The sequence below is a fragment of the Enterococcus sp. 5H genome (assembly GCF_028128615.1).
Lineage (GTDB): Bacteria > Bacillota > Bacilli > Lactobacillales > Enterococcaceae > Enterococcus_L.
This window is the reverse complement of the sequence record NZ_AMDP01000021.1, coordinates 202,701-229,276: the sequence shown is the minus strand read 5'-3', so window position 1 is coordinate 229,276 and position 26,576 is coordinate 202,701. Positions and strand designations below refer to the sequence as shown.

26 protein-coding genes, 2 tRNA genes and 1 pseudogene are annotated in these 26,576 nt (G+C 35.8%); 3 read left to right on the top strand and 26 right to left on the bottom strand.

Translation table 11 applies throughout. From position 1 onward, the window contains the following. Positions 1 to 56 precede the first annotated feature (56 nt). From C240_RS09290 to C240_RS09280, 3 genes and pseudogenes are all read right to left on the bottom strand, one after another. Positions 57 to 1,462 (bottom strand): annotated as a pseudogene (locus C240_RS09290) (IS3 family transposase). A gap of 70 nt (positions 1,463 to 1,532) precedes the next feature. Further along, positions 1,533 to 2,240 (bottom strand): GntR family transcriptional regulator, encoded by a 708-nt coding sequence (locus tag C240_RS09285; protein ID WP_271494535.1) that lies wholly within the window; start codon positions 2,238 to 2,240, stop codon positions 1,533 to 1,535. Between the two features lie 239 nt (positions 2,241 to 2,479). Continuing rightward, positions 2,480 to 6,727 (bottom strand): 2-hydroxyacyl-CoA dehydratase, encoded by a 4,248-nt coding sequence (locus C240_RS09280; RefSeq protein WP_271494533.1) that lies wholly within the window; start codon positions 6,725 to 6,727, stop codon positions 2,480 to 2,482. Positions 6,728 to 6,919: 192 nt separating this feature from the next. Between C240_RS09280 and C240_RS09275 the strand changes: the two genes are divergently transcribed. Continuing rightward, positions 6,920 to 7,528, top strand: a complete 609-nt coding sequence (locus C240_RS09275) for a TetR/AcrR family transcriptional regulator (protein WP_271494531.1) — start codon at positions 6,920 to 6,922, stop codon at positions 7,526 to 7,528. Between the two features lie 75 nt (positions 7,529 to 7,603). Here the strand turns inward: C240_RS09275 and C240_RS09270 are convergent, their stop codons facing one another. From C240_RS09270 to yidD, 15 genes are all read right to left on the bottom strand, one after another. Continuing rightward, a complete protein-coding gene (locus C240_RS09270; protein WP_271494529.1) occupies positions 7,604 to 7,789 on the bottom strand; it encodes a hypothetical protein in 186 nt (61 codons plus the stop codon). 119 nt (positions 7,790 to 7,908) lie between these two features. Next, positions 7,909 to 7,980, bottom strand: a tRNA-Gln gene (locus C240_RS09265). Positions 7,981 to 7,989: 9 nt separating this feature from the next. Continuing rightward, positions 7,990 to 8,070 (bottom strand) — tRNA-Tyr (locus C240_RS09260). A 90-nt stretch (positions 8,071 to 8,160) separates the two neighbouring features. Continuing rightward, the gene (locus C240_RS09255) at positions 8,161 to 8,394 is read right to left on the bottom strand and encodes a DUF2969 domain-containing protein (RefSeq protein WP_271494527.1); all 234 of its coding nucleotides are present in this window, start codon (positions 8,392 to 8,394) and stop codon (positions 8,161 to 8,163) included. 84 nt (positions 8,395 to 8,478) lie between these two features. Beyond that, positions 8,479 to 9,333 (bottom strand): hypothetical protein, encoded by an 855-nt coding sequence (locus C240_RS09250; RefSeq protein WP_271494526.1) that lies wholly within the window; start codon positions 9,331 to 9,333, stop codon positions 8,479 to 8,481. Between the two features lie 17 nt (positions 9,334 to 9,350). Further along, complete coding sequence (locus tag C240_RS09245; protein ID WP_271494524.1) at positions 9,351 to 10,127, bottom strand: class D sortase; 777 nt, start codon at positions 10,125 to 10,127, stop codon at positions 9,351 to 9,353. A 1-nt stretch (position 10,128) separates the two neighbouring features. Continuing rightward, positions 10,129 to 10,707, bottom strand: coding sequence for a hypothetical protein (locus C240_RS09240; RefSeq protein ID WP_271494522.1), 579 nt, complete (start codon positions 10,705 to 10,707; stop codon positions 10,129 to 10,131). 252 nt (positions 10,708 to 10,959) lie between these two features. After that, positions 10,960 to 11,613: a CBS and ACT domain-containing protein gene (locus C240_RS09235; RefSeq protein WP_271494520.1), complete on the bottom strand. Its 654-nt coding sequence runs from the start codon at positions 11,611 to 11,613 to the stop codon at positions 10,960 to 10,962. A 4-nt stretch (positions 11,614 to 11,617) separates the two neighbouring features. Beyond that, positions 11,618 to 12,319: an ABC transporter ATP-binding protein gene (locus C240_RS09230; RefSeq protein ID WP_271494518.1), complete on the bottom strand. Its 702-nt coding sequence runs from the start codon at positions 12,317 to 12,319 to the stop codon at positions 11,618 to 11,620. Next, positions 12,319 to 13,095 (bottom strand): ABC transporter ATP-binding protein, encoded by a 777-nt coding sequence (locus C240_RS09225; protein WP_271494516.1) that lies wholly within the window; start codon positions 13,093 to 13,095, stop codon positions 12,319 to 12,321. Before C240_RS09225 ends, C240_RS09230 begins: the two co-directional genes overlap by 1 nt. Then, on the bottom strand, positions 13,076 to 14,044 hold the full coding sequence (locus C240_RS09220; protein WP_271494514.1) for a branched-chain amino acid ABC transporter permease: 969 nt from the start codon (positions 14,042 to 14,044) through the stop codon (positions 13,076 to 13,078). The genes C240_RS09225 and C240_RS09220 overlap by 20 nt, the downstream gene beginning before the upstream one ends. Before the next feature lie 9 nt (positions 14,045 to 14,053). Next, positions 14,054 to 14,932, bottom strand: a complete 879-nt coding sequence (locus C240_RS09215) for a branched-chain amino acid ABC transporter permease (protein WP_271494512.1) — start codon at positions 14,930 to 14,932, stop codon at positions 14,054 to 14,056. A gap of 126 nt (positions 14,933 to 15,058) precedes the next feature. Then, positions 15,059 to 16,225, bottom strand: a complete 1,167-nt coding sequence (locus tag C240_RS09210; RefSeq protein ID WP_271494510.1) for an ABC transporter substrate-binding protein — start codon at positions 16,223 to 16,225, stop codon at positions 15,059 to 15,061. A gap of 229 nt (positions 16,226 to 16,454) precedes the next feature. Further along, positions 16,455 to 17,330, bottom strand: coding sequence for an ROK family protein (locus C240_RS09205; protein WP_271494509.1), 876 nt, complete (start codon positions 17,328 to 17,330; stop codon positions 16,455 to 16,457). A gap of 23 nt (positions 17,331 to 17,353) precedes the next feature. Continuing rightward, entirely contained in the window at positions 17,354 to 17,641 is a 288-nt protein-coding gene (yidD, locus tag C240_RS09200; RefSeq protein ID WP_271494508.1) for a membrane protein insertion efficiency factor YidD, read from the bottom strand. A gap of 212 nt (positions 17,642 to 17,853) precedes the next feature. Between yidD and C240_RS09195 the strand changes: the two genes are divergently transcribed. Beyond that, positions 17,854 to 18,003 carry an SPJ_0845 family protein gene (locus C240_RS09195; RefSeq protein ID WP_010771573.1) on the top strand — a complete coding sequence of 50 codons (150 nt, stop codon included), beginning with the start codon at positions 17,854 to 17,856 and terminating at the stop codon, positions 18,001 to 18,003. A 122-nt stretch (positions 18,004 to 18,125) separates the two neighbouring features. Here C240_RS09195 and yihA read toward each other — a convergent pair whose 3' ends face one another. Then, positions 18,126 to 18,707: a ribosome biogenesis GTP-binding protein YihA/YsxC gene (yihA, locus tag C240_RS09190; RefSeq protein ID WP_271494507.1), complete on the bottom strand. Its 582-nt coding sequence runs from the start codon at positions 18,705 to 18,707 to the stop codon at positions 18,126 to 18,128. 88 nt (positions 18,708 to 18,795) lie between these two features. Next, positions 18,796 to 20,049 carry an ATP-dependent Clp protease ATP-binding subunit ClpX gene (gene clpX, locus C240_RS09185; RefSeq protein WP_271494506.1) on the bottom strand — a complete coding sequence of 418 codons (1,254 nt, stop codon included), beginning with the start codon at positions 20,047 to 20,049 and terminating at the stop codon, positions 18,796 to 18,798. A 190-nt stretch (positions 20,050 to 20,239) separates the two neighbouring features. On the opposite strand from clpX, the gene C240_RS09180 reads away from it, so the two are divergent. Next, on the top strand, positions 20,240 to 21,268 hold the full coding sequence (locus tag C240_RS09180; protein WP_271494505.1) for a lactonase family protein: 1,029 nt from the start codon (positions 20,240 to 20,242) through the stop codon (positions 21,266 to 21,268). Positions 21,269 to 21,319: 51 nt separating this feature from the next. Here C240_RS09180 and C240_RS09175 read toward each other — a convergent pair whose 3' ends face one another. From C240_RS09175 to C240_RS09150, 6 genes are all read right to left on the bottom strand, one after another. Next, a complete protein-coding gene (locus tag C240_RS09175; protein ID WP_271494504.1) occupies positions 21,320 to 22,171 on the bottom strand; it encodes a MurR/RpiR family transcriptional regulator in 852 nt (283 codons plus the stop codon). 225 nt (positions 22,172 to 22,396) lie between these two features. Then, a complete protein-coding gene (gene anmK, locus C240_RS09170; RefSeq protein WP_271494503.1) occupies positions 22,397 to 23,524 on the bottom strand; it encodes an anhydro-N-acetylmuramic acid kinase AnmK in 1,128 nt (375 codons plus the stop codon). Between the two features lies 1 nt (position 23,525). Then, positions 23,526 to 24,263 (bottom strand): alpha/beta hydrolase, encoded by a 738-nt coding sequence (locus C240_RS09165; RefSeq protein WP_271494502.1) that lies wholly within the window; start codon positions 24,261 to 24,263, stop codon positions 23,526 to 23,528. Between the two features lie 9 nt (positions 24,264 to 24,272). Further along, positions 24,273 to 25,361, bottom strand: a complete 1,089-nt coding sequence (locus C240_RS09160; protein ID WP_271494501.1) for a DUF871 domain-containing protein — start codon at positions 25,359 to 25,361, stop codon at positions 24,273 to 24,275. Then, positions 25,361 to 26,260: an N-acetylglucosamine kinase gene (locus C240_RS09155; RefSeq protein ID WP_271494500.1), complete on the bottom strand. Its 900-nt coding sequence runs from the start codon at positions 26,258 to 26,260 to the stop codon at positions 25,361 to 25,363. The genes C240_RS09160 and C240_RS09155 overlap by 1 nt, the downstream gene beginning before the upstream one ends. An 11-nt stretch (positions 26,261 to 26,271) precedes the next feature. Beyond that, a complete protein-coding gene (locus tag C240_RS09150) occupies positions 26,272 to 26,565 on the bottom strand; it encodes a hypothetical protein (protein ID WP_271494499.1) in 294 nt (97 codons plus the stop codon). Between the last annotated feature and the right edge of the window lie 11 nt (positions 26,566 to 26,576).

The window sequence follows — 26,576 nt, the reverse complement described above, 5'->3', positions numbered from 1 at the left end:
TGTAGTGACCCCAAGAAGTTAGACTTTTTGTAGAGTGGATTTCTCCACTCTATTTTTTATGCAGTTTTTTGATTGAAATGTCGAAATTCTACTGGGCTTTTCCAGTTAAGTTTTTCTTTGATTCTATAATGATTGTAATAATGAATATAGTTCTCAATGGCTTGTCGTAACTCATTTTGACTTTGATAAACTTTTCCATAATACAATTCTTGCTTTAGAATACTGAAGAAATTCTCCATAGGAGAATTATCTAAGCAGGTTCCTTTCCGAGACATACTTTGAAAGATACGATTATCCTTTAATGTTTGTATATAGGTGTTCATTTGATAAGCCCAGCCTTGATCAGAGTGGAAGGTGCGACGATAGGGACAATCATTTGTTTGAGAAATTGCTTCTTCTAGCCCTGCCATAACTGTTTTACCATTTGGTTGAGTAGAAAAGCTGTAACTTAGAATTTCACTGTTATACATATCCATAAACGGATCTAAATATAGTTTTTTCTGTCGAAGAATGCCCGCATCATCTGTTTCATAGTATTTAAATTCAGTTGTATCCGTCGTAATTTTTTGATGAGAGACCGAAGTTTTGAATCTTCGATGAATCAAGTTTTTAGCTACTTTCCCAACAGTTCCTTTATATGAATTATATTTCCTAGATTTCTTGGTAAATGCTTTGACTTGTAACTGTAGCTTTTGAATTAATCTCTGTACTTTCTTTTTATTTACTTGATATCCACGTCGTTTCAATTCCTGTGTCATTCTTCTATAGCCATAATGTTGATGTTCCTTACGAATCGCTTGAATTTCTTCTTCAATCATTTGTGTTGAAGTTGTTCTGTCGAAGCGTTTTTGCCAGTACATGTAAGTGGCTTTTGGAAACCTTAGGGTTTCCAAAATATCTTTTAATCGAAAGTGTCCTCGGAGGCTGTGAATGGTTCGCGCGATTCTTTCATTTTTTGTTCGTCCTCTAAACGCAGCCTCCTCAATTCTTTTAAATAGGCATTCTCAATTTTTAACATTCTATTTTCTTTTTCTAGTTTATCTAATTGAGATTGTTCACTGGGTAATAATGGCTGGGTTTCATTTCGTTTTTTCTTAGGCATTATAGGTGGACGTCCTTTCTGTTTGGAGAGTCCATCTATACCAAGATTCCGATATGTTTTAAGCCAATTCGCAATTAATGGTGGATTGTTCATTTTGAGAAGATTGGCCACTTCTTGATAGGAGAACTCTGTAGTTAAATACAACTCTATCGCATCTAACTTAAATTGAACAGAGTAATTCTTACTTTTTCGACTACGAAGTAGTCCTTCTTCACCAAGTTCTTTATAGGCATTAATCCATTTCCTTATTTGAGAACTATTTTTAAACCCATATTTTTTTGCGAGAAACCGTGTACCTCCTTGACCAGATAAATAGTCATGGACAACCTTAAGTTTAAATTCAAAACTGTATTTTGCCATACAAAAAAACCTCCAAAAGTTAGATTTCCAGGTCTAACTTTTGGGGGTCGGCTCATTCCCTGCCGCTTTTTTATTTTTCCAAATAAAACTCAAAGCGATTACCCACATATTGTGTGCGAACATATTCAAACGGAAGGCCATTTTCAAAATAAGAAATTTGACGTAACCGCAAGATTGCATCACCACGTTTGATTTTTAAATAATCAGCGATTTGCTCCGAAGCCAGCATAGCAGAGATTGTTTGGTTCGCATGCCCGATCTTGTTGCCACCTTTTTCTTCTAGGGTTTTGTAAAACGAACTAGTGATTTCTGTCTTACTGTATTGATCCACCAAAGAATAAGGCACACTAGCCACTTCAAAACAAATAGGTAAGTCGTCAGCAAAACGAATCCGTTCCATTCGTACAATTTGTTCATTTTCTTTTAGTTTTAACTTTTCCATTTCACTAGAACTTGGTTTGGCAACGTAATAAGAGACAGTCTTACTGGAAGGCACGCGATTTTGCGAAAGCATAATATCCGTAAAACTCGTCGTTCCTGTCATTTTTTCTTGAACTTTCTTACGAGCTACATAAGTTCCTGAACCAATTTTACGTTCTAGAATTCCTTCATCAGCTAATGTTTGAATCGCTTGTCTCAGTGTCATCCGACTAACGTTAAATTGTGTCGCCAATTCACGTTCTGATGGAAGTCTATCACCGATTTTCCAAACACCGTGTTCAATGTCATTTTTAATTTTGTCATGAATTTGAATATAAACTGGTAAGCTTGATACCATCACACTTCCTCCTTTTTATTCTCTTTCATTATAACTGGTATATACCTAACAAACAACCAAAAGTTCCAAATTCAGGTAAATTATCGGTTATCTAAGTTAATTTGGTATGCTCAAAAAAATTGTGACAGAAGTTGTTTAGGCCTAAGTAATTAGACTAAAATCCGCTCAATGCATAAAAACGCATTAAGCGGATTTTAGGGAATTGTCGAAGCTTCGTCCCAATCACCCAATATTTTAAGCTAGGATTTCATTTTAGCTTCTTCCATCATTTTATTTGCTGTAGCCATCATGAGACGGATTCGGTTTAATTGATTGACGATAGAAACACCAGGATCATAATCAATCGGCGCAATATTAGCTTTAGGATATTGACGGCGTAACTCTTTAATAACACCTTTACCAACAACGTGGTTTGGTAAACAACCAAATGGCTGCATACATACAATGTTATTAACATCGCTCTTCAACAATTCAATCATTTCACCTGTTAAGAACCAACCCTCACCAGTATGATTTCCAATCGAAAGAATTTTCCCAGCATCCTCAGCAAGTTCATAAATGGAGCTAAGACCATCAAATCGCTTCGAATTTCTCAAAGCTTTGTCTAATGGTTTTTCAACATATTCGATAATTCTTATAGCGAATTGGGCAAGATTTTTGCTTTGCTTAGACATGCCCATATTTTCATATTTCCAAATTTGATTATATAGAGAATAGTTCATGAAGCCGATAATATCAGGAACAACAGCTTCTGCACCTTCTGCTTCTAATAAACGAACAATATCATTGTTAGCAGTTGGCGAATATTTTACAAGGATCTCACCCACTATGCCGACTTTCGGTTTTTGAATATCATTTAGCGGGATTTCATCAAATTCTTTGATGATCTTTTTCATATTTCGATTAAATAGAGTTAATGAACCGTTTCTAACGTTCTTTTCTACTTGTTTTAGCCACTTGTCATGGAGAGCATCAATCATTCCTTTTTCTGTTTCATATGGGCGTGTGCGATAAACAACTCGTTCAAATAAATCACCGTATAAAAAGGCAACAGCTACACGTTTCAACATCGGTAAAGTAAACTTAAAGCCCGGATTAGACTCTACCCCTTTATTTCCCATAGAGACTGAAACAACAGGAACCTGAGGAAAACCAGCGTCATTTAAAGCTTTACGAAGCAGTGGAATATAATTTGTTGCACGACAACCGCCGCCAGTTTGCGTCATCATAACACTGACATTATTTAAATCATATTCACCACTTTCCAACGCTTCAACCAATTGACCAATTGAGATGATAGCCGGATAACATGCATCGTTATTAACGTATTTCAAGCCCACATTAACCGCTTCTCGATCATCCGCAGGTAAACAAACAACATTGTAACCTGATGCTTTCAAAGCAACGTCAACTAAGCCTGATTGATGGATTGGGCTTAACATCGGCAGAAGTAATGTATGAGTTTTCTTCATTTCTTTTGTGAAAATAATTTTTTCAGGTTCATCATGCTGTAATTTTGGTTCAAAATTCATTTTATCTCTTTCGCCAACTGCTGCTTTCAGAGAACGCAAACGAATTCTGATAGCCCCTAAATTCGAACCTTCGTCTATTTTTAAGACAGTGTAAATTTTACCATATTGATCCATGATTTCTTCTACTTGATCCGTAGTTACCGCATCTAAACCACAGCCAAACGAATTCAATTGAACCAACTCTAAGTTTTTAGATTTTGCAACGACACGAGCAGCAGCATATAAACGAGAGTGATAAACCCATTGATTCACTACACGTAAATTCCCTACATCACCTAAATGAGAAATACTATCTTCCGTTAATACATGAAATCCTTCTTGAGTAATGACTTCTGCGATGCCATGATTGATTTCTGGGTCCAAGTGATACGGTCGTCCAGATAAAACAATGCCACGCTGTCCACTCTGATTCAAAGATATTAGTGTCTCTTCTCCTTTTGCGCGTATATCATCTTTAAAAGCATCTAATTCTTCAAAAGCATGGCGTAATGCTTTTGAAACTTCTTCTGGAGAAATTCCTAGATCTGCGAAAGTTTCACTTAATACTTTGGCGACTGAAGCTTCATCCGCTAAATTTATATATGGATTGCGATAATCGACTTTTCCGTCGCGAATATCATCAACATTATTTCTAATCACATCTGGATAACTTTGAACGATCGGACAATTAAAATGATTATCCGCTTCAGCTGATTCTTGTCGTTCAAACACCACACCCGGATAAAATATCATCGGTACTTCTGCATCAATTAAAGCCTGAATATGTCCATGCGCAATTTTTGCCGGATAACAAGCTGTATCGCTAGGGATTGTTTCCATTCCTTGTTCATACAACTCTTTGTTTGAACGAGGTGACAATTCTACCCGAAAACCTAAATCAGTGAAAAAGGTATGCCACAATGGATAGTTTTCATACATATTCAACACACGAGGAATTCCGATTCGTCCATGCACCGCATCTTTTTCTTTTAGTGGTCGATATTTAAATAATTTACGGTATTTGTAATCAACTAAATTAACTTTACGATCTTCCCGTTTCACTTTGATTCTAGCACCACGTTCACAGCGATTTCCTGTAATAAACTGACGCCCATCAGAGAAAATAGTCACAGTCATCATACAGTTATTTTCACAAAGACCACAGTGAGTAAATTCTTTTTCAGCTGTAAAGGAATCTAGTTCATCCAGTCCAAGAGTAGTAGTTTCTTCGCCTAATTCATAATTTTCTAAAGCAATCAGCGCAGCTCCATACGCTCCCATTAAACCAGCAATGGATGGACGGACTACCTCGCGTTCACTTATCATTTCAAAAGCCCGCAAAACAGCTTCATTGTAAAATGTACCGCCTTGACAGACAATTTTCCGCCCTAATTCTTCTGGACGACGGACTTTGATTACTTTATAAATGGCATTTTTAATCACTGAGTAAGATAGTCCAGCTGAAATATCACCAACAGATGCGCCTTCTTTTTGAACTTGTTTTACTTTAGAATTCATAAATACCGTGCAGCGTGAACCTAAATCAACAGGGGCTTTGGAACTTAATGCTTCCAGAGCAAAGTCTTTTACATCAAAATTTAGTGATTTGGCAAAGGTTTCAATAAATGATCCGCAGCCAGATGAACAGGCTTCATTCAATTGAATTGATGATAAGACACCATCTTTGATAGTCATAGCTTTCATGTCTTGACCGCCAATATCTAGAATAAAATCGACCCCCGGCTGAAAATGATTGGCTGCTTTATAATGTGCCATTGTTTCAACTTCACCAATATCAACTTTTAAAGCATTTTTGATCAAATGCTCGCCATAGCCTGTCACCGCAGATTTTCCGATAAAAACATCTTTAGGTAATTGTTGATACAAATCTTTCAAGACGTTCATCGTTGTTTCTAAAGGTTGCCCTTGGTTATTACCGTAGAAAGAAAATAATAGATTTCCATCTTCATCGATCAACGTTACTTTAGTTGTTGTCGAACCCGCATCAATTCCTAGGAAAGCTACGCCGCGATGTTCAGAAAGTGGTTTCTCCTGTGCTTTAGCATGACCATGACGTTCTCTGAATTCTTTTAATTCAGTTTCATTTTTAAATAAAGGTTCTAAAGTGTCAGTTGGTTTTAATTGTTCCTGATCGCCTTTGGTTAAACGATTGATTATATCTGTTAGTGTTGTTGGTTTAGCTCCTTCTGAATAAATTGCAGCACCCTTTGCAACGAAAAGTTGAGGATTCTCAGGGAAAATCACATCTTCTGGTTGAACATCCAATGTTTCAATAAATCGTTTGCGAAGCTCTGACATAAAGAATAATGGACCGCCCAAAAAAGCGATTTTTCCTTTGATTTTTCGGCCAGCTGCTAATCCAGCTATTGTTTGGTTCACAACTGCTTGAAAAATACTTGCAGCGATATCCTCTTTTGCTGCTCCTTCATTAATCAGAGGTTGAACATCTGTTTTTGCAAACACGCCACACCTTGAAGCGATTGGATAAATCGTTTGGTAATTTTTGGCTAATTCGTTTACACCATTAGCATCGGTTTTTAATAAAACGGCCATTTGATCGATAAACGCTCCAGTACCACCAGCACAACTTCCGTTCATACGTTGCTCTAGTGCACCTTCAAAAAAAGTAATCTTCGCATCTTCACCGCCAAGTTCAATTGCTACATCAGTTTCAGGAATAATTTCTTCGACTGTTCGAGTACAAGCAATGACCTCTTGAACAAAAGAAATATTTAAAACTTCTGCCAATCCCATTCCGCCCGATCCTGTAATAGTCATCGTCAGTGGCGTATTTTCACCAATTTTACTCATCGCTTCTTTCAGCACTTTTTCGGTGGCTGCTTTTACATCAGAGTAATGACGTTCATATTTTGCAAATTTGGTATGGTTTTCTTCGTCAATAATTACTAATTTCACAGTTGTTGAACCTACGTCTATTCCAGCTCTTATTGTCATACGTTTTAGCTCCTTAAATTACATACCCTTTTATTTTCCAACACTTTGTTGATTATCCAACAAGGTGTCTGATATAATACTTATGTATATTTTAGAAAGATTCTAATTTATTTGCAACAGGCAAAACACCCAAATTTGTGAGATAAGCAACAAACTTTTCAAAACTGTTGATTATTTCGAAAGGAAATTTTTATGTCAAAGAAAACAGACCTACGGGTATTGCGAACACACAAAATGATTATTGAAGCTTTCTTTCATTTAGTAGAAGAAAAAGGATATGATTGCGTAACGATTCAAGATATCGCAGATGAAGCCATGATTAATCGTGCGACCTTCTACGCTCATTTCAAAGACAAACAAGACCTTTATGAACAAATTTTTGATTTTGCAATTAATGCTTTTACCTCTGTTATAGACACTGAACAAATAATTGTCAGTAATCGAATCAAAGTGAAACAAATTGAGGCACTGCTTTCAAGTATTTATGTAAACATCCATAAAAATAAGAATTTCTTTTTAACAATTATGGATGGCAGCTCCAATGAACTATTACGAAAAAATTTAGCCGAAATTATTTATGAAAAGTATGCCGATATTTTTTCCAAACTTAAAATCACAGAAAATGACATTGAGGTCCCTATTGATTTTATTATTGAGTATATGACATCGATCTTCGTTGGAACCCTTCATTGGTGGATTACAAGTGACACAGATATGTCGCCAAATCATTTAGCTAGACTTGTTATTAAATTGGTAGGAAATGGGCACTTAACTGTTTTAGGAATTGAAATTGAAAAATAGCCCGTATTTAATAAAAAATAGTCTCACTCAAAACGAATTCATTTTGAGTGAGACTATTTTTATTCAGCAAAATTATTAACGATTCTTCGCACGCCATTTTTTCGTGTGAGCTGTATCTCTTGCAGAGACAACCTTAATACCTGAAGCTTTATCACCATGTGTTTTTTTAGAAAAAAGATTGACTTTTACATCATATTTTCCTTCACGAGCTAAGTCATAGACTTTTTCAGCTGTTTCAGTTATTTTTGCTTTAATTCCCATATTATCCGCTCCTTAGGCTTTTTATCCACTTTATCATACATCGCTGAAAAAGAGAATAAAAGTTACTGCTCTTTTTTTTATAAAAAAAGAACAACTCCAACTGAGTTGTTCTAACAAAACTGGGGTAGCTGGATTCGAACCAACGCATGACAGAGTCAAAGTCTGTTGCCTTACCGCTTGGCCATACCCCAAAAGTAAAATGGAGGAAAGTGGATTCGAACCACTGAACCCTAAGGAACGGATTTACAGTCCGTCGCGTTTAGCCACTTCGCTATTCCTCCAAAAGGTTTTAGTAAAAAACCTGACTTAGTTATAATACAAAATTTCCGAGCAAAATGCAAGCATATTTTGAAAAAAAATCGTTATTTATTTTAGTCGTTTAAATTCCATTGACGAATGATGTATTCAATCGCTTCATCTAGCGTTTTTACAGTTGCTTCATTGCGTCCATCGATCATCACGGCAAACTTTTTTGTATCTTGTGGTATAACCTGGCCGATTTCTTTTTTACCGATCATCAATGTACTGACCGTAATTGTTTCACCGTTCATTTTTTTCTGTGTTTCTTCTATTCGTACTTCGATATCTTTATTCTTTTTTGACATGTTTATCCCTCCAAGTGTCTATGGTATCATGTAATCTAAAAAAAAGCACCTATCCATTTGAGACAGATGCATAATCTTTCTAAATTAGGTACTAAACAATTGCTTGCGTTTAATTTCACTCAAAACGGCAAAGATGATTCCTGCCAGAATAGAAACACAGCCCACTATGATAAATAACCATAAAAAACTGGAAAGATAGCCTTGAACGAAATCATACATCGCTTTAGACTGAATACCAACCCTTTTCAGCGTACCTTGAACTAAAATAGCTGTAGGAACAACTACCATCATCAAACCGCTTCCTACGCAAATATAGGCCCAATATCGAAATAGACGATGAAAATATCCCTTTAAGGAAGAATACAAGAAAAAGCTTAGCAACGCCCATAAAACACCGCAAATAACCATAAATAAAACTAGTTTAGATTTATAGTTCATAACTTTCCGTCCATAAGAAACTAAAAACGGTAGTTCAACATAGCCCTTATAAATCGTAACAGCATTTTTAGCTAGTCCATCAATTGCATTTTGTGAATCTGTTGTTGCTTCAAGACCTTTTTCTTTCATATAACTTTCAATTTTCTGAGAAACCGAAGTTTCAATATCATCTTCTGTTGAAATTGAATATTTTGTTCCAGCATTGTACATTGCTTTAAAATACGCATTTACGTCTGTTTCAACATTTTCTTGGCTAACTGAGTGGTTAAGCACACCATCTGGAATGTTATTTCCTAACGAACTATTTACAATTTGCCGATTGATTTCATCGGTTAGTGTTGAATAATAATCTACTTTTTCTGCCTGCTTAATCATATAATTTTCACTGAACAGAGTGATTCTTAATGTTAGTAAAATCAAAAAGGCAAATAGAAAAACCGAAGATAAAAACGCAATAAAAAAACGTGAAGTAACTTTCATTAAATGAGCACTATTTTTCATTTTACTGATTCTCCTTTTTATGACTTTTCATCGATGAGCGGCCCCGACACGTAATCTGCTGAAACAAATACACGTTCCGGTGTTAAACCAATAGCATCTAATGGATAGCAAGTATATAGAATCAGTGAGCGCTTAGATTGATCTGCTAATTTTGTATTAATTGATGGATCTTTATAATTTGCAATTTTTACATCTGTTACTTGGTAAGTATAATCACCATAATGGGTATGAATTTGAATCTCATCCCCTGGTTCCAAATAGTAAATTTTGCCAAATGAAGGTAAGTTGTGACCTCCTATTAAGGTCGTCCCAAGATCACCAGGAATCATACTGCCAATATATTGTCCTGCGCCTAAACTCAAGATTTCCTCACTATCTCCGTAATACAATGGTTCATTAATTTTGACTTTGTCGATAACCACTTCTCCAAACTGATCTCCGCCTGTCGGATAAACCATTTTCGAAGATGCAATTTCTCCTGATTCTCTAGTCTGCGTCCCTTCACTTCCAGTGGCATCACCGGATGTAGTATTTCCAGAAACATTATTAGAACCAGTTTCACTCTGACTTTCTGTTTGATCTTTTGAAGAAGAAGTTTTACCTGCTGTTCTTTCTGCAAATAAATTTGTTCCACTTTGATCGAAAGTCGGAGCATCATTTAATGAGATTAATTCAACTGCTGAAGTAGCAAAATTAATGACAGGTGCACCAATTATGTAAATAATGAGATAGCCAAAACACATAAAGAGAAGAGGCACATAAAAAAATGCCCCTACTCTTTTCAGTTGTTTCATATTATGCTAGTTTGTTTTTTCTGCTCACGAAAACTGCACCTGCTGCAGCAACGATTAATGAGCCAAAAGTAATTCCGCTTAATGCGTAATTTGATCCTGTATTTTTCACTGGTGTTCCAGTACTGTATACAGGTGATCCGTTTGCGTCAGTGATTGTAACTGCAGAATAGCTTCCGCCAGCTCCAAAAGTAATTTTCACACCAACAGCATTACCAGCTGCAACAACGTAGTTTTTCAATTGAGAAATTACGTTAGCCGGCAATAGTCTTAGCGCGTCACCAAGAGTGTTTGCTCCAGAAGCATCTACTGATACTCCTTGAACTAACGCACGAGCCGCTTGAATATTTTTGACAGCTTCATCTGCTTGAGCTTGTGTCAAATCAACACGTTTCAAGTGATTTTCAGCTGCATTTGTTTCAGCTGCATCAAAATAAAATTGTTTGCCTCCAATTGTAGCGCCAGCATTCAATTCATTAAGTACAGACTGTTCTACTGTTGAGATAGCTCCATCAGCTGAAGCTGGTGTTGCAAAACTCACCACTGCTAAAACAGCAACAACAAATCCAATAACTTTTTTCATTTGTTTCCCTCCTATCTTAAATATTTATAATAAATTACAGAAAATTCTGTACTATTATACCAACAACATTCCCTAACAATTCTGAAAGCATAACGAAAAAACATTAAAGTACTACTGTTACTTTAATATTTTACTAATCTAAAATACTAATTTTTTTACCTTACTCTATAAAATTATCACAAGCCCAAATAATAGTCAAACTGTTTTAAAGAGAATATTTCTCTGACGGAAATATTCTCTAACAATGAATATTTAAACTTTTTTTGATACTAGCGTTGCCTCAAAAACATCGTAGCCAGCTTCTATTAAGATGCTTTCAATTTTTTGAGTCTCGCGACTTTCGATTTGCAATTCAATAATTGTCTCTAGCTCTTTACGATTAACCACGACTGTTAAAATACTAAAGTCACTTGCTGCTAAAAGCTTGGTAATATCTGCTAAAATTCCTTGATGATCTTCTGGAATTCGCAATTGAATCCTCGTTCCACCGTCATTATAGCCAGTGATTTTTAAAAATGCATCAAAGATATCATTATTTGTAATAATACCCACTAAAGCATCATTTCCATCAAGAACAGGTAACACACCAATATTATTTTGACGCATTTGAAAAATACCATCTTCCAGCAATGCTTCCGGCTTAATTGTCAGTACTTCTTTTACCATAACATCTGCCACAGTTGTTTTATTTAATAAATAATTCACTTCATAAACACTTAAACTCGTCGCTTTTGAAGGTAACGCAGATTGAATCGTTCCTTCTGTAATCAGTCCTACTAAGCGTTCGTTTTTGACAACTGGTAAACGATGAATATTATTTTTTTTCATCAAATCTACCGCATCAAAAATCTTCATTTCCGGATCAGCAACAACTAAATTTTTTGTCATAAAATCACTTACACTCATACGTCTAGCCTCCTAAGTATGCTTTTTTCACTTCTTCGCTTTCAAGTAAGTCTTTACCTAGACCACTTAAAACAACTTCACCTGTTTCCAACACATAACCACGATCTGCTATAGATAATGCCATTTTAGCATTTTGTTCAATTAATAAAACGGTTGTTCCTTGTTTATTTATTTCTTTTATAATATTAAAAATTTCTTGAATAAATATTGGAGCAAGTCCCATGGATGGTTCATCCAATAATAGTAATTTAGGTTTAGACATCAAAGCTCGTCCCATTGCCAACATTTGCTGCTCTCCTCCAGACAAAGTGGACGCATCTTGATTTTTACGTTCTTTTAAAATTGGAAAACGTTCAAATACCTTATCATAATCTTGCTTTAATTCGCCGTCTTTTCTTAAAAAGGCACCCATTTCTAAATTTTCTTGAACTGTTAATCCAGAAAAAACATGACGACCTTCTGGTACCTGACAAAGCCCTGAAGCAACAATTTTTTGAGGCAGCATTTTTTGAATTTGTTGCCCTTCAAAGGTAATTGTTCCGTTTGATGGACGATTTAATCCTGAAATAGTTCGAAGAATCGTCGTTTTACCGGCTCCGTTTGCACCGATTAGGGAAACGATTTCCCCTTGTTCTACATGAAAATTAACATCACGGACTGCTTGGATTACACCATAATGAACGGATAGATTTTCAATTGTTAACATTATAGTTCACCTCCAAGATAAGCTTCGATTACACGAGGATCATTTTTAATTGCTTCCGGCTTGCCTTCAGCGATAATTCTGCCGTATTCTAGCACATAGATTCTTTGACAAACTTCCATGACCAAACTCATATCGTGTTCAATTAATACAATTGTAATTTGGAATTCTTTTTGGATTTTTCTAATTAATTCAGTTAAATCAGCTGTTTCCTGAGGGTTCATTCCCGCTGCCGGTTCATCCAAAAACAATACTTTTGGCTGAGTTGCTAAAGCACGGACAATTTCTAATCGACGTTGTTCCCCGTATGGAAGATTTTTTGCAAGAGTTTGTACCTTGTCTTCTAAGCCAAAAATAGCTAACAGTTCTAAAACTTTCTTTTCCATTTCTTCTTCTTTTTTATAGAAAGTAGGAAAACGTAAAATACTCGAGAGAATCCCTTCTTTATTTTTGCTATTCATCGCAATCAAAACATTATCCATTACTGTTAAATCTTTGAATAAACGAATATTTTGAAAGGTTCTACTTAAGCCCATATCTGCAATTTTATATGGTTTCATACCATTTAACACATGTTCTTTTCCTAAAAGATCTAAGGTAACTGTACCTTCGCTCGGTTCGTAAACTCCTGTAAGTAGGTTAAATAGTGTCGTTTTCCCAGCGCCGTTTGGCCCAATTAATCCAATTAATTCATTGGATTCCAGTGAAAGATTAACATTTGAAACAGCAGCTAATCCACCGAAATTTTTAGTTAAATTACTAACGTTCAATAGAGGCATTAGTTTTGTCCCCCTTTTTAGTGAATAATTTTTTTACCGAAAATTCCCATGTTCCTAAAAGTCCACTAGGTTTGAAAATCATAATAATGATTAAAGCCAACGCATAAATAATCATTCTTAGTGCACCAGCATCTTGCAAGAACATGTTTAAAATACCTAGAACAATTGCTGATATAAAGGTTCCAGTAACACTACCGATACCGCCAAACACCACGATAATTAAAATATCAATTGATTTCATAAAACCAAAATCTTTTGGTGCAATTGTTTGAACGTAACTCGAATAAATCGCCCCAGCCATACTTGCCGTAATAGCACCAATAATAAAGGCAATAACTTTATATTTTGTTGTATTAACGCCCATTGACTCAGCAGCGATCTCATCTTCTCTAATCGCCATTGTTGCGCGTCCCGGACCACTGTGAATGAAATTAACAATAATTAGAGTCACAACGACAACAAAACCAAAAACCATTGACCAGTTGACCATTGGCGGAATCCCAAAAATCCCGGCAGGTCCATTTGTTAAGTCCCCCATATTAATGATGATGATACGAATAATTTCTGAAATTCCTAGTGTCGCAATTGCTAAGTAATCACCTTTTAAGCGCAATGTTGGAATACCAACGATCAAAGCAACCACTCCAGATAAAACGATTCCTAGTAAAATCCCACTCAAGAAACCGCCCATCGTTGGGTACTTGACCGACATAATCGCGGCACAATAAGCACCAATTGCCATAAATCCAGCATGTCCTAAAGAAAATTGTCCAGAAAACCCAATAATCAAATTTAAACCTAACGCTAACATAATGTTAATACCAATTGTAATCAAGGTATATTCAGTAAAAGGCGTAATTACTCCAGTTAAATACAAAACATAGATCAAAGCATAAGCTGCTCCAGCAATTAAAAGCCAAATGAGATTATATTTTAAATTCTTTTTCATGCCTGTCACCTACACTTTCTCTTTAATATTTTTGCCTAAAATACCAGCAGGACGAATGAGTAAAATTATAATCAATAATGCGTATACCATTGCATCTTTATAGTCTGAAAAGCCAAGTGCAATGGTGATTGTTTCAAGTAACCCAATCACAAAACCACCTAATGCTGCACCCGGAATAATCCCAATTCCACCTAAAACTGCTGCAACAAAGGATTTAAGCCCTGGTACAACACCCATCATAGGATCAATTGAATTATAGTACAAACCGATCAACATACCAGCAGCTGCCGCTAATGCTGAACCTAGCGCAAATGTGAATGAAATCGTGCGGTTTACATTGATTCCCATTAATTGAGCTGCATCTGCATCTACAGAAACAGCACGCATCGCTTTACCCATTTTTGTTTTTTGAACGATTAATTGTAAAGCAATCATCAATACTAGTGAAATAACTAAAATAAGTACTTGAATATTTGAGATTTGAATAAAGCCTAGTTGATAATTTTTAAATTCAATTGCTTGAGGGAACGATTTTTTTTCTGGTCCTAACCAGTAAATCATCCCATTTTGCAATAGAAATGATACCCCAATAGCTGTAATCAAAGCTGCAATTCTCGTAGATTTTCTAAGTGGTCGATAAGCTAAAAATTCAATAACCACCCCAATAACTGCCGCACCTGCCATCGATAAAATTAGTGCCGGGAAAAAACCTAAATTTAATTTATTAATGAAAAAGTAGCCCATAAATCCACCCAACATGTAAATTTCACCATGGGCGAAGTTAATCAATTTAATAATACCGTAAACCATTGTATATCCTAATGCTAACAAAGCATAGATACTGCCTAGAAAAAGCCCATTTACTAGTTGCTGGATAACGATTTCCATGTTTATCACTTCCAATATTTTAGAATAATGTTGCTTTCTTTAAAGAAAAAAGAGGATGGACAAAACGAACAAATTGTCTCACCCTCTTTAGTATTGCTTACTTTATTTTTTTAATACTGCTAATTTTTAAGGATTTACTGCTTCTGCAGAAGTTTCTTTTCCATCTGTTAAACCTAATACAACGGCAGATTTTTCAGGATTGTGATCTTTATCCATCGTCATTTTTCCTGTTACACCGACAAAATCTTTAAGTGAAGCTAGACCTTCTCTGATTTCTTTTGAGTCAGCAGAGTTTTGGTCCTCCATTGCTTGTTTCAGCATATAAACTGAGTCATAACCTAACGCATTAAATGCTGATGGTTGTTTATTATATTTTTTCTTGAATGCTTCAACAAATGGTTTAACTTTATCTGTTGCAGGAGCTTTTTCTGAGAAGTGACCAGTGTAATAAACATCAGAGACATTTTTAGCACCAGCGATTTCAACTAATTTTTCATCACCAAAACCATCCGCTCCTAGGATCGGTTTATCAATACCCATTTCGCGGGCTTGTTTGATAATCAAACCAGCTTCAGAGTAATAACCTGGAATGTAAATCGCATCATAATCTAGATCTTTGATCTTAGTTAAGATAGCTTGGAAATCTTTATCCCCAGCTGTAAATGTTTCTTCTTTTACAATGTCACCTTTGTAAGTATCTTTAAATGATTTCGTCAATCCAATTGCGTAGTCGCTCGAGTTATCACCAATAATGACAACTTTTTTCGCATCTAGGTTATCTTGTGCAAAGTTTGCTAAGATAACACCTTGGAATGTATCTTGGAAACAAGCTCTGAAAATATATTCTTGTACTTTATCATTTACAACTGTAATACTGTCATCTGTCCCAGAAGGTGTAATTGCCGGAACAGCAGCTTTAGTCATATTTGGAATCGTTGCTTTTGTAGCACCTGAAGTTGCTGGCCCTACGACTGCCACGACTTTATCTTTAGAAGTTAAGTTAGCCGCAACTGAAGTGGCTTCACCATTTTCTGATTTATTATCTTTTTCGATTAATTCGATTTTCTTACCAAGAACTCCACCAGCCGCATTGATTTCCTCAACAGCTAAGACAATCCCTTCTTTTTCAGCATTACCGTATGCTGAAACATCCCCAGAAAGTTCCATGTTCATACCGATTTTAATTGTGTCGCCTTCTGTTTTGTTTCCTTCACCTGATGCTCCGCCGCCAGCAGCTGGACCACATGCCGCTAGTAAAAACAAACTAGCAAATAAAAAGCTAAATTTTTTCATTCTATTTCCCCCTCGAAATGTCTTCGTCAATATAATTATTAAAGAGTTATGTATACAAATATAATCAATAACGAAAGAAATGTCAACGAATTTTCAGAAAATTTCTATAATTCAAATTATTAAGATATTTTTTCCAGGGAAAGACTTGTATTTTATGGTCGGGCAACATCTAATAAATTGCAAAAATAACGCCCTATTACTTTCGTAATAAGACGCTTACTTTATTAGGTTATTCCCAATTTTTTTGAGTTAGAAAATTAGCCGCAGCACCAATTAGATTTGCATCATTTTTATACTGACAAGTAACAATCTCAGGGACAAAATCATTTAGCTCAAATTCCTTAAGTTTTTCTTGCATACGTGAATTAATTTCATCCAATAATCCTTTTTTAGCAGAAACACCACCGCCAAGAACAATAATTTCCGGGTCTAATGAAAACTGAATACCAAACAATCCCTGCGTTAGATAATTATAAAAATTATTCACTTCTTCACGCGCCAGTTCATCACCAGCTTCAGCAAATTGAAAGACTTCTTCTCCTGTATAAGTGTCTTTATCTAACCCTTTTCGCTCACAGTAACGCCAAGCCATTTGAACTGCTGTACCTAATTCACTAAACGTTTGACCATTATTTAAATACATTAACCCAAATTCACCACCGTACAAATGAGCTCCTTTGGTAATTTCGCCTTTATGAAAAATTGCCCCGCCAATTCCTGTTCCAATAACAACAAATGCAACTTCTTGTTTCCCTTTAGCTGCTCCTTCATAAATTTCTGCCATCCCAGCACAGTTTGCATCATTTTCGATAGCGACCGGCAGTTTAAAAAGTTCTTCTAATTCACTATAGATATTAAACCCATGAATATAAGGAATCGCAGAAATCCCATTAATCATTTGTTTTTGAACATCGACAACGCCCGGTGCGCTTAAAGCTACTCCTTCAACTGGCACTTCATTTTCCTTAAACATCGCTAATAAAGACGCTTTCATTTCATTCCATGTATCAGGGGTTTTGAATTTCCCCTTGTTGATGATTTCTATTCCGTTCCAAACCCCATATTTTACTGCCGAACCGCCAAAATCAATTGTCAAAATTGCCATTTCAAACGCCACCTTCGTCTCTTTTATTTGTGCTTATGTCGTCTATAATTATAAGGACCATGGTATTCTTGATCCGGATTTCTTTTTAAACTAAATTTTAGCGGAACATAGTCAATACCGCCTTTTACAAATGGATGGCATCGTAAAATTCGAGCTGTTCCCATCGTTACACCTTTAATACTTCCATGTGTCTGAATCGCATCAATTGTATACTGCGAACAAGTTGGATAATACCGGCATCTTGATGGAAGTGCTGGCGAAATGAATCGTTGATAAAAACGGACGATTCCTACAAAAACATTTTTAGCCATGTGTGTCCCTCATTTCTCTTTCCGAAAAAACTATACCTTTTTTTATAACCGATTGCAAGTTAACCAGCTGTCGAAATTTTTTATAAAATACTATTAAACTGTAAAAGAATCCTATTCAAAATTACAAAAGGGTGCTAAACTAAGAAAAAGAAGCTGAACAGCATAGACTAAACAGCTTTTCTATAATCTAAAACGAAATGGAGCAAATAGAAATGGGTTTAAAATTTGAACGTACAGATGATCTTGATAAATTATTTGATTCTTTTGCCGTTGATCCTAAAAAAGTTGAAATGCCAAAAGAGGAATTAGAAAAACAAGCTGCTAAAGCTGAACAAAAAGAAGAAAAGAAAAAAGAACAATAGAAAAAGTCTACGGTAACTGCATCCTGCTTATTTCCGAATTAAAGCGGCTGCTTTTTCTCACCGTTTATACGTATTTAAGGAGGGAAACAAAACTGATTTTTAGTTTTGTCTCCCTCTCTTTTTTATAGATATTTCTCAATTGCCTGCCAAGCTTCTTCTTTGCCTTCTTTAGTTTGAGAAGAAAAAAGAATAAAGTCATCTGATTTATCGAAGTTCAAGGCTTTTTTGACCATACTTTCATGTTTATTCCATTTACCACGAGGGATTTTATCTTTTTTTGTTGCAACAACGATAACCGGAATCTCATAGTATTTCAAAAATTCGTACATTTGAATATCTTCTTGGGTCGGTGTATGACGTAAATCTACTAATGAAACAACTGCTTTTAATTGCTCACGAGTTGTCATATAAGTCTCGATCATTTCGCCCCATTTCGCACGTTCTGTTTTTGACACTTTCGCATAACCATATCCCGGAACGTCGACAAAATGTAGTGCATCTTCGATTAAGTAAAAGTTTAAAGTCTGGGTTTTTCCCGGTTTACCAGATGTGCGAGCTAAGTTTTTTCGATTGATTAAGGTGTTAATAAATGATGATTTTCCTACATTAGAACGGCCTGCTAAAGCAATTTCAGGAAGACTTGTTTCCGGATATTGTTTTGGCGAAACAGCACTAATGACAATTTCAGCATTATGTACTTTCATTATAAACCCTCCTATTACTCAAAATTTTCATAAAAATAGAGGACAGAAGCAACGCATTCTAAAATAAGCGCTTCTGTCCCAACCTCATTTAACCTGCTTTTTTATCTTTCTTATCATAAATAATCGCTGGTTTACCTGTTCCTTCGGCAGCCATTTCAGTGATGATAACTTTTTCAATCGTCTCATCCGATGGCACATCGAACATCACGTCCATCATGATTGCTTCAATAATTGAACGTAAGCCACGAGCACCTGTATTTCGTTCTATTGCTTTATTCGCAATTGAGCGTAGTGCATCCGGTTCAAATTCCAACTCAGTATCGTCTAATGATAATAGTTTTTGATATTGTTTTACTAGCGCATTTTTCGGTTCAGTCAAAATACGAACCAAATCATCTGTCGTTAGTTTTTCTAAAGCAGCAGTTACTGGTAAGCGACCGATAAATTCAGGGATTAAGCCGAATTTCAATAAGTCTTCTGGTATAATTTGCTGCATCACGCTAATATCTTCGTTTAGTTTGCTATTGTTTGACCCAAATCCAATTGTTTTATCACCTAAACGGTTTTTAACGATCGTTTCGATTCCATCAAAAGCGCCACCAACGATAAATAGCACATTCGTTGTATCAATTTGAATAAATTCTTGGTGAGGATGCTTGCGTCCGCCTTGTGGTGGCACACTAGCAACTGTTCCTTCCAAGATTTTAAGTAGTGCTTGCTGTACGCCTTCACCTGAAACATCTCTAGTGATAGAAACATTTTCGCTTTTCCGTGCAATTTTATCAATTTCATCAATGTAAATGATGCCTTTTTCAGCACGTTCAACATTGAAGTCCGCAGATTGTAAAAGTTTCAGTAGAATATTCTCTACGTCTTCACCGACATAACCTGCTTCAGTTAAACTTGTTGCATCTGCAATTGCAAATGGTACATTTAAAGTTTTAGCCAATGTTTGGGCTAAAAATGTTTTCCCAGAACCCGTTGGTCCAATTAAACAAATATTGCTCTTTTGTAATTCTACATCTTCAGAGCTTGCATTTTCTTTTTGATTTACACGTTTATAGTGATTATAGACCGCAACCGATAAAGCACGTTTGGCTTGGTCTTGTCCAATTACATATTCGTTTAAGACGTCCAATATTTCTTGGGGTTTAGGAACATCTGTCAATTCACGTACGGCTTCATCGTAAAATTCTTCATCAATAATCTCTTTACATAAGTCGATACATTCATTACAAATATAGACACCAGGTCCGGCAACGATTTTTTTCACTTCTTCTTGTGTTTTGCCACAAAATGAACAGCGAACTGCACCATTGTTGCTATTTGTATTATCGTACATGTATGTCACCCCTCTTAAATTAAAAATGACTGTCCTTACAGTCTTCAAATATAATAGCACAAAACTAGTGAAAATGCGAACATTGGATTCATAAAGATTTTATAAATTAATGAATACTTGTGTTATACTAAAAGAGAAAAAAATGCGTGGCTATTGAAATGAAAACGCCACAAAAAATGGAGGGAATTTCATGCAGGAACAAATTTTACTAGGAACATACACTCGTCGCGTGAGTAAAGGAATTTACCAAATCACTCTGGATACGTCAAAAGAAGTCCTTTCGGAAGCTTCTTTATTAATAGAAGAAACTAGTCCAACTTACTTGGCTTTAAATGAAAAAGGTGATTTATTTAATGTGACCTCTGTAGATGGCAATGGCGGCATGGCAGCTTATGCTAATCATAATGGTCAATTTGATTTAATCAATAAAGTTTCAGAAGCTGGCGCTCCTCCTTGTTATGTAGCTATCGATGAAGAAAAACAATTAGTCTTTGGCGCTAATTACCACCAAGGTATTATTCATGTTTATCGCATTTTAGCTAATGGCCACTTAGAGGATGCCGATAAAATTGTTCATGATGAACCAACTGGACCTCATGAAAATCAAGATAACGCTCACGTTCATTATACCGATTTAACACCTGATCGCCGTTTAGTGGTCTGTGATTTAGGAACTGATCGCGTATATACGTATGATGTAAGTGCTGAAGGAAAACTTTCTGAAGTTGCTCAATATGTAGCAGAACCTGGAACTGGTCCGCGTCATTTAGTCTTCCACCCAAATAATCAATTTGCTTATCTTTTTGGTGAATTGGATAGTACTGTGACTGTTTTAGCTTACAACGCTGCTGATGGTTCGTTTACACAAGTTCAAAAAGTATCTACTTTACCTGATGGATTTAACGAATTTAACGGTGGCGCAGCAATCCGTATTTCTAATGATGGTCGCTTTGTTTATGCATCAAATCGTGGACATGATTCAATTGCAGTCTTTGCAGTTAATGACGCTGGTGATTCTGTTGATCGGATTCAACTAATCTCAACTGAAGGCGAAATCCCTAGAGATTTTGCTTTAGATCCTTCTGGAAAATTCGCTGTTGCGGCTAATCAAAATACTGATAACTTAACTCTCTACCGTCGTGATGAAGCAACTGGTCTTTTGGAAATTATTCAAAAAGATGTGTATGCTCCTGAATGCGTCTGTGTTTATTTTAAATAAAATCGTTTAAATCAAAAAAAGTTGCTGAACAGCTTTCGTTCAGCAGCTTTTTTATTTTTCATAGTTTTTAATGACTGTTTTTGATTCGTGAATCATTTCAATTGTTTGGTCAAAATTACGTGAAGCATAAGCATAGAATAAGACATCTACTACAATAAATTGATCGTGCAAAGAAGTCGTCGCAGCACTTCTAATAACTGCTTCATTGGAACGTACCGTCTGTAATGAATAGTCTACTTTAGTTGCTAAAGAGTTATTGCCAAATTGAGATAATCCAATTGATTTGAGTTGATGTTTTTGAGCTACATCTAGTAAGCGAAGAACTTCTTTCGTTTCACCAGAATGAGATATACAGAAAAAAACAGCATCTTTAGGTGCCGAAACTAACATTGTTACCAAGACATGAGAATCTTGAACACAGACAACTGTTTTACCGATTCGATTCCATTTTTGAGCAATATTATCTGCAACTAAGTATGAAGCTCCTATCCCGAAAACATAAATGATCGGTGCTGCTACCAATAAATCTACAATTATTTCAACGCGCTGTTCATTTAATAATGATACAGTTTCCTGCATTGATTGATAAGCATTACCCAGTAATTTTGTTTTAATATCGTGAATCGTCTCATCCGCTGCAATATCTGAATAACCCTCGAAAACAGGTGCTTCAATTTCTGCTGACAATCGTATTTTTAATTGGGTAAAACTAGGCACGTCAATTTTTTTACAAAACCGTATGACAGTTGCCGGGCTTGTTCCAGCATACGTTGATAATTCTGAGGCGGTCATTTCGATTACTTTTGATGGATTGTCTAAAATGACTTTTCCAATTTTTCGCTCGGAGTTCGGTAATAAGTCCAATATACTGATAATTCTTCCTTGAATATTTTCCCCACTCATTAGCTCATCTCCAATTTTACTATTTTTAATTATTTTCACTGTAAAAATTATATGTACATACAATATATATGATAACATTCTCTTCTAAACTATCAAAGATCAAACTAACTGTTAGCATTAAAATAAGCAATCTTTGCTTTGAAGGTTACTTGTTTCTACACAAAACCGTATGGAAAAGCACCGCCTCTTATTGAGAAAATACTTTTCCATCTGTTTTTTCTTATATTAATAATAAGTAATACTACCTAGAGGAACCGATTTTTTTGCTCCAGTCGCACTTGGAACATTTCCAATGCCGTGCTGTAATGTTTGGTTGGCTAAAATCGCCATTGCAATAGCTTCTTTTGCATCCGAAGAAAAACCGATTTCTTCTTGAATCATGACCTTAACGTTAGGTAGCGATTCTTTAATCATTGAAATCAGCGTTGGATTAAAGCTTCCGCCACCGCCGATAATTAATTCTGTTTCCCCATCACTAAAAGGTTTAACGGCTTCTGCAATAGATTTTGCTGTAAACATGGTTGCGGTTGTTATAAAATCTTCTGGTGCTAAGGTCCAGTTTTCAATCAGCTTTTGAGTAAATTGTTTCCCAAAATCTTCCCGTCCAGTTGTTTTAGGATACGGTTTTTGGATATAAGGATGAGCCATCAGTTCAGCTAACAAGGCTTGATTGACGTTTCCTTGCTTGGCATGAGCACCATCTTTGTCATATTCTTCATTAAAGAAATGCAAGCACAATTCATTCATAATAACATTTCCTGGTCCAGTATCAAAAGCAATCATATCTTCTAACCTACTTTTTTGGGGAAGAACTGTCAGATTACCAATGCCACCAATATTTTGTAAAATACGTGTAGCTTCTTCACTTCTATAGAGAATGTATTCCGAATATGGAACAATTGGCGCACCTTGACCACCAACAGCCATATCTCTTTCACGAAAATTGGACACCACTGTCGTTTGCGTTCTTTCACAAATTACAGCTGGATCTCCAACTTGCAAAGTAGATGCAAAAAATGACTCTCTAGCAAAAGGAATGTGAAACAGTGTCTGTCCATGACTGCCGATAAAAGCTAAATCCGCTAAATTGATTTCTGCTTTTTCACAAACGGTTAAAACGGCTTTTGAAAACTGTTCGCCCAGTTCAACATTAAGAGAGCAGATTTTTTCTACATCAGACTCTTCTAATGAAATAGTCTCCCGAATTCTTTTCAATACTTCTTCTGCTAGCGGCATAGTTATAAATTCAACTAATGTTACTGAAGTTTGTTCATTTTTCCCGGAAATATCTACTAAAGCTGCATCAATTCCATCCAAAGATGTTCCCGACATTAAGCCCACTGCGTATACCATATTACCCCTCGCTTTTCTTTAAAAAATTCAGTATTTGTTGAATTCCACGATCCCATTCATACCAATCGTGACTCCCCTGATCGAACGAAGACCAATAGTCATTATTAACTGACGTTAAAGCTTTTTCTAATAATAGATTATCTTGGTAAAGAAAATCCTGCTCTCCGCATATATGCATAATTTTCGGTAGCTTACCTAGTTTTTCTGAAGCTAATCTCGTTAATAAATTATACTCTGAATGATCGTAAATTTCTTCTGATTGGAAAACTGCTTGAAATTCAGTTTTCGTTTCTGGAAATAACGTTAGTAAACGTCTAACATCTACTAATGGAGATAGTAAGCCAACAAAATCAATCGTTGTTGGTTCAGCTAACATCCATTTTAAAGCGCCGTAACCACCCATTGAATTTCCCACAACGTATGTTTTAGAAAAAATATAAGGGTGAAATTGCGCCATTTTTTGCGGAAATTCCTTTGTTAGAAAATCCCAATACTTTCCACCACAAGCCATATTACAATAATAACTCAAATCCACTTCTGGACAAAAAATGACTAATGGCATATCTGCTGCGTAACGACTAACACCCGTTTGATTCACCCAAGATTGACAATTTCCCGATCGTCCATGTAGAAGGTACATAACATCTACCTCATCATAAGGTTGTTCAGGAAGAATTGCGGTATAATTGGTTAATTTATATAATGTTTCTGAATAGAAGCTGCCGTGAATAATCGCCATAATAAATTCCTATTTAACTTCATTAAATGCAAATTTTTGCCATGGACGTAAGTAAGAAAGTAAGATTCGGTCAGCTTCAGTAATGTTTCCAACAACATTAGATTTGCCTGAATTTTCCATCGGTAGTAATGCAATTTGTAATTCTCCAGCATAATGAGCATATAAAGAAGTTTCTACAATAATATCACCGGTTTCCATATTAACTGTATTAAATGGCTCAAATTTATGCCCTTTATATTTCACACGACTTTGTGTTGAACGAACCACATAATCTGATACATCTCCGCGGTTAAAATGGAATTCTTCTAAAATAATTTTACGTTCTAACTCTGGTGTAGTTTCTTCAATCACACAATCGAACGTTAATTTGTATGGGTCAATTTCACTTAAAGCTTTTAGTTCTGCTTCTGTTGCAAATGAATTAGCAATGATGACATCATCAACTAAGTCAGTCGCCCATAAGTGTTTCGCTTGAGTTGTAATTGGCCATTCACGATGCATTTCTAATGTACATAATCCCTCTTCGACTGGCCACGGTCCGATTGTTGCCGATGGAGAATTAACGAATGCTGCCGTATGTATCCCATGGTCCTTATAAACTTGAGTTGTTTCAATAAAATGATCGTAGCTTAAACCTGTATAGCGATGAGGATAAAAATTATGACAACCTAATAATTTATCAGGATTCGCTTGATAGCTTAAAATATTTTCCAAATAGCGCGTGCCAGAACTAATATTCAATTCAATATCCAACTCTTGTGGGTTAAAGGTCATGATTGACTCTTCACTTCCTGTAAAACCAAGATCTAAACGAATACCGTCTGCACCAATTTCTTTGAAAAATGATAAATCATTATAGCTGATTTCTAATTCGCCGAAAACTTTTGGACTAACGTCAGCAATAACTTCCATTCCTAAAGACTTGGCAAAAGTAATTGTTTCGGTAAAATCTTTTACAATTTTTTCTTTGCCTTCTTCAACTGATAATAGACATGTAAACACTCGTTTAAAGTTGTATTTTGCCGCTAAAGTCATGTATTCCTTGATCTCTGAAACACTACTATGGTTTGGATAAACCGAAATACCTAATCTTCTCATTACATTGATTCTCCATTCTTCTGATAAAAATAATACGCACCCTTTGCGCCAGAATTTTCTTTTTCTATAATTTGTACTTGGAAGGAACATTGTTTTAAGTAAGTGAAAAAAGCCTGACGTACATATTCATTTTTTTCAATCACACTGCCATTTAAAGCGACTTTAATTTGTTGCTTATTTGCTTGCATTTTGACGACAACTTTTTCTACTTCTTCAGCCAGTTTTATACCCGACGCTGTTAAAATAGTAGCAGCGATCTTCTCGGTTTCAGCTAATTCAGCGACAACTTTAGCAAGTCCGGCAATTTGATCTTTGGTTGCTTGATAAGCTGCTTTCACCAACTCTAAAATAGTTGAAACATGAAAATAAATTAATACTTTTCTCGTCAATAAACTAGGTTGATTCCCTAAGTCATATTCAGCAAGTGCTCGTTGAATCGCCAATTTCCCAATATAATATGCACTACCTTCATCACCAAATAAATGCCCCCAGCCGCCAACACGATACCATTCGTCCTGCTTCATACCAAGACAAACAGAACCTGTACCAGCAATAACAAGTACACCTGACTCACCTTTAAGCATTGCATAATGAGCTAATTGACCATCATTCAACAGTACGACTGGAACCTTAAATTCCGCTAACTCTTCTGATAAGACATCACGCAAACCACCGCTGTCAATACCTGCTAAACCTAAGACTAACAATTGACAATCCTCTATCTGACGTGTTTTCAATACTGCTTGAATGGCTGCTTTGATATTGGATAATCCTTGTTCATGGTCAACCAACATATTGCCAAAACCTGTGATCGCTTGCTGTAGTTCGTTACCAGCTAAATCATAGACGATTGCTTCAGTTTTTGTTCCGCCGCTGTCTATTCCGATGATATACTTCATGCTTTCATTCGCTACTTTCTCTTGGTTTGTGTATTGACAATTCCCTTATACTCATTACGTTCTAACAATCCCCGTGTTGTTTCAAAAAAGACAACTGCCAAAATACCACTAATTAAGTAAAGTACTATTTTAACCGGATCAGGCAACTGCGGAAAGACAATACTTGGAACTAATATAATTAAAAATACTAAACAACCAGTAATCCAACGGCTTGGCAGCCAGTTATTTTTTTCCAACAAGCGAGTAAGCCCAACTCCTAATAAGATAAATCCTATAATCGCAGCAATCAGTATGAATTTTAACATGTTTTTCTTCC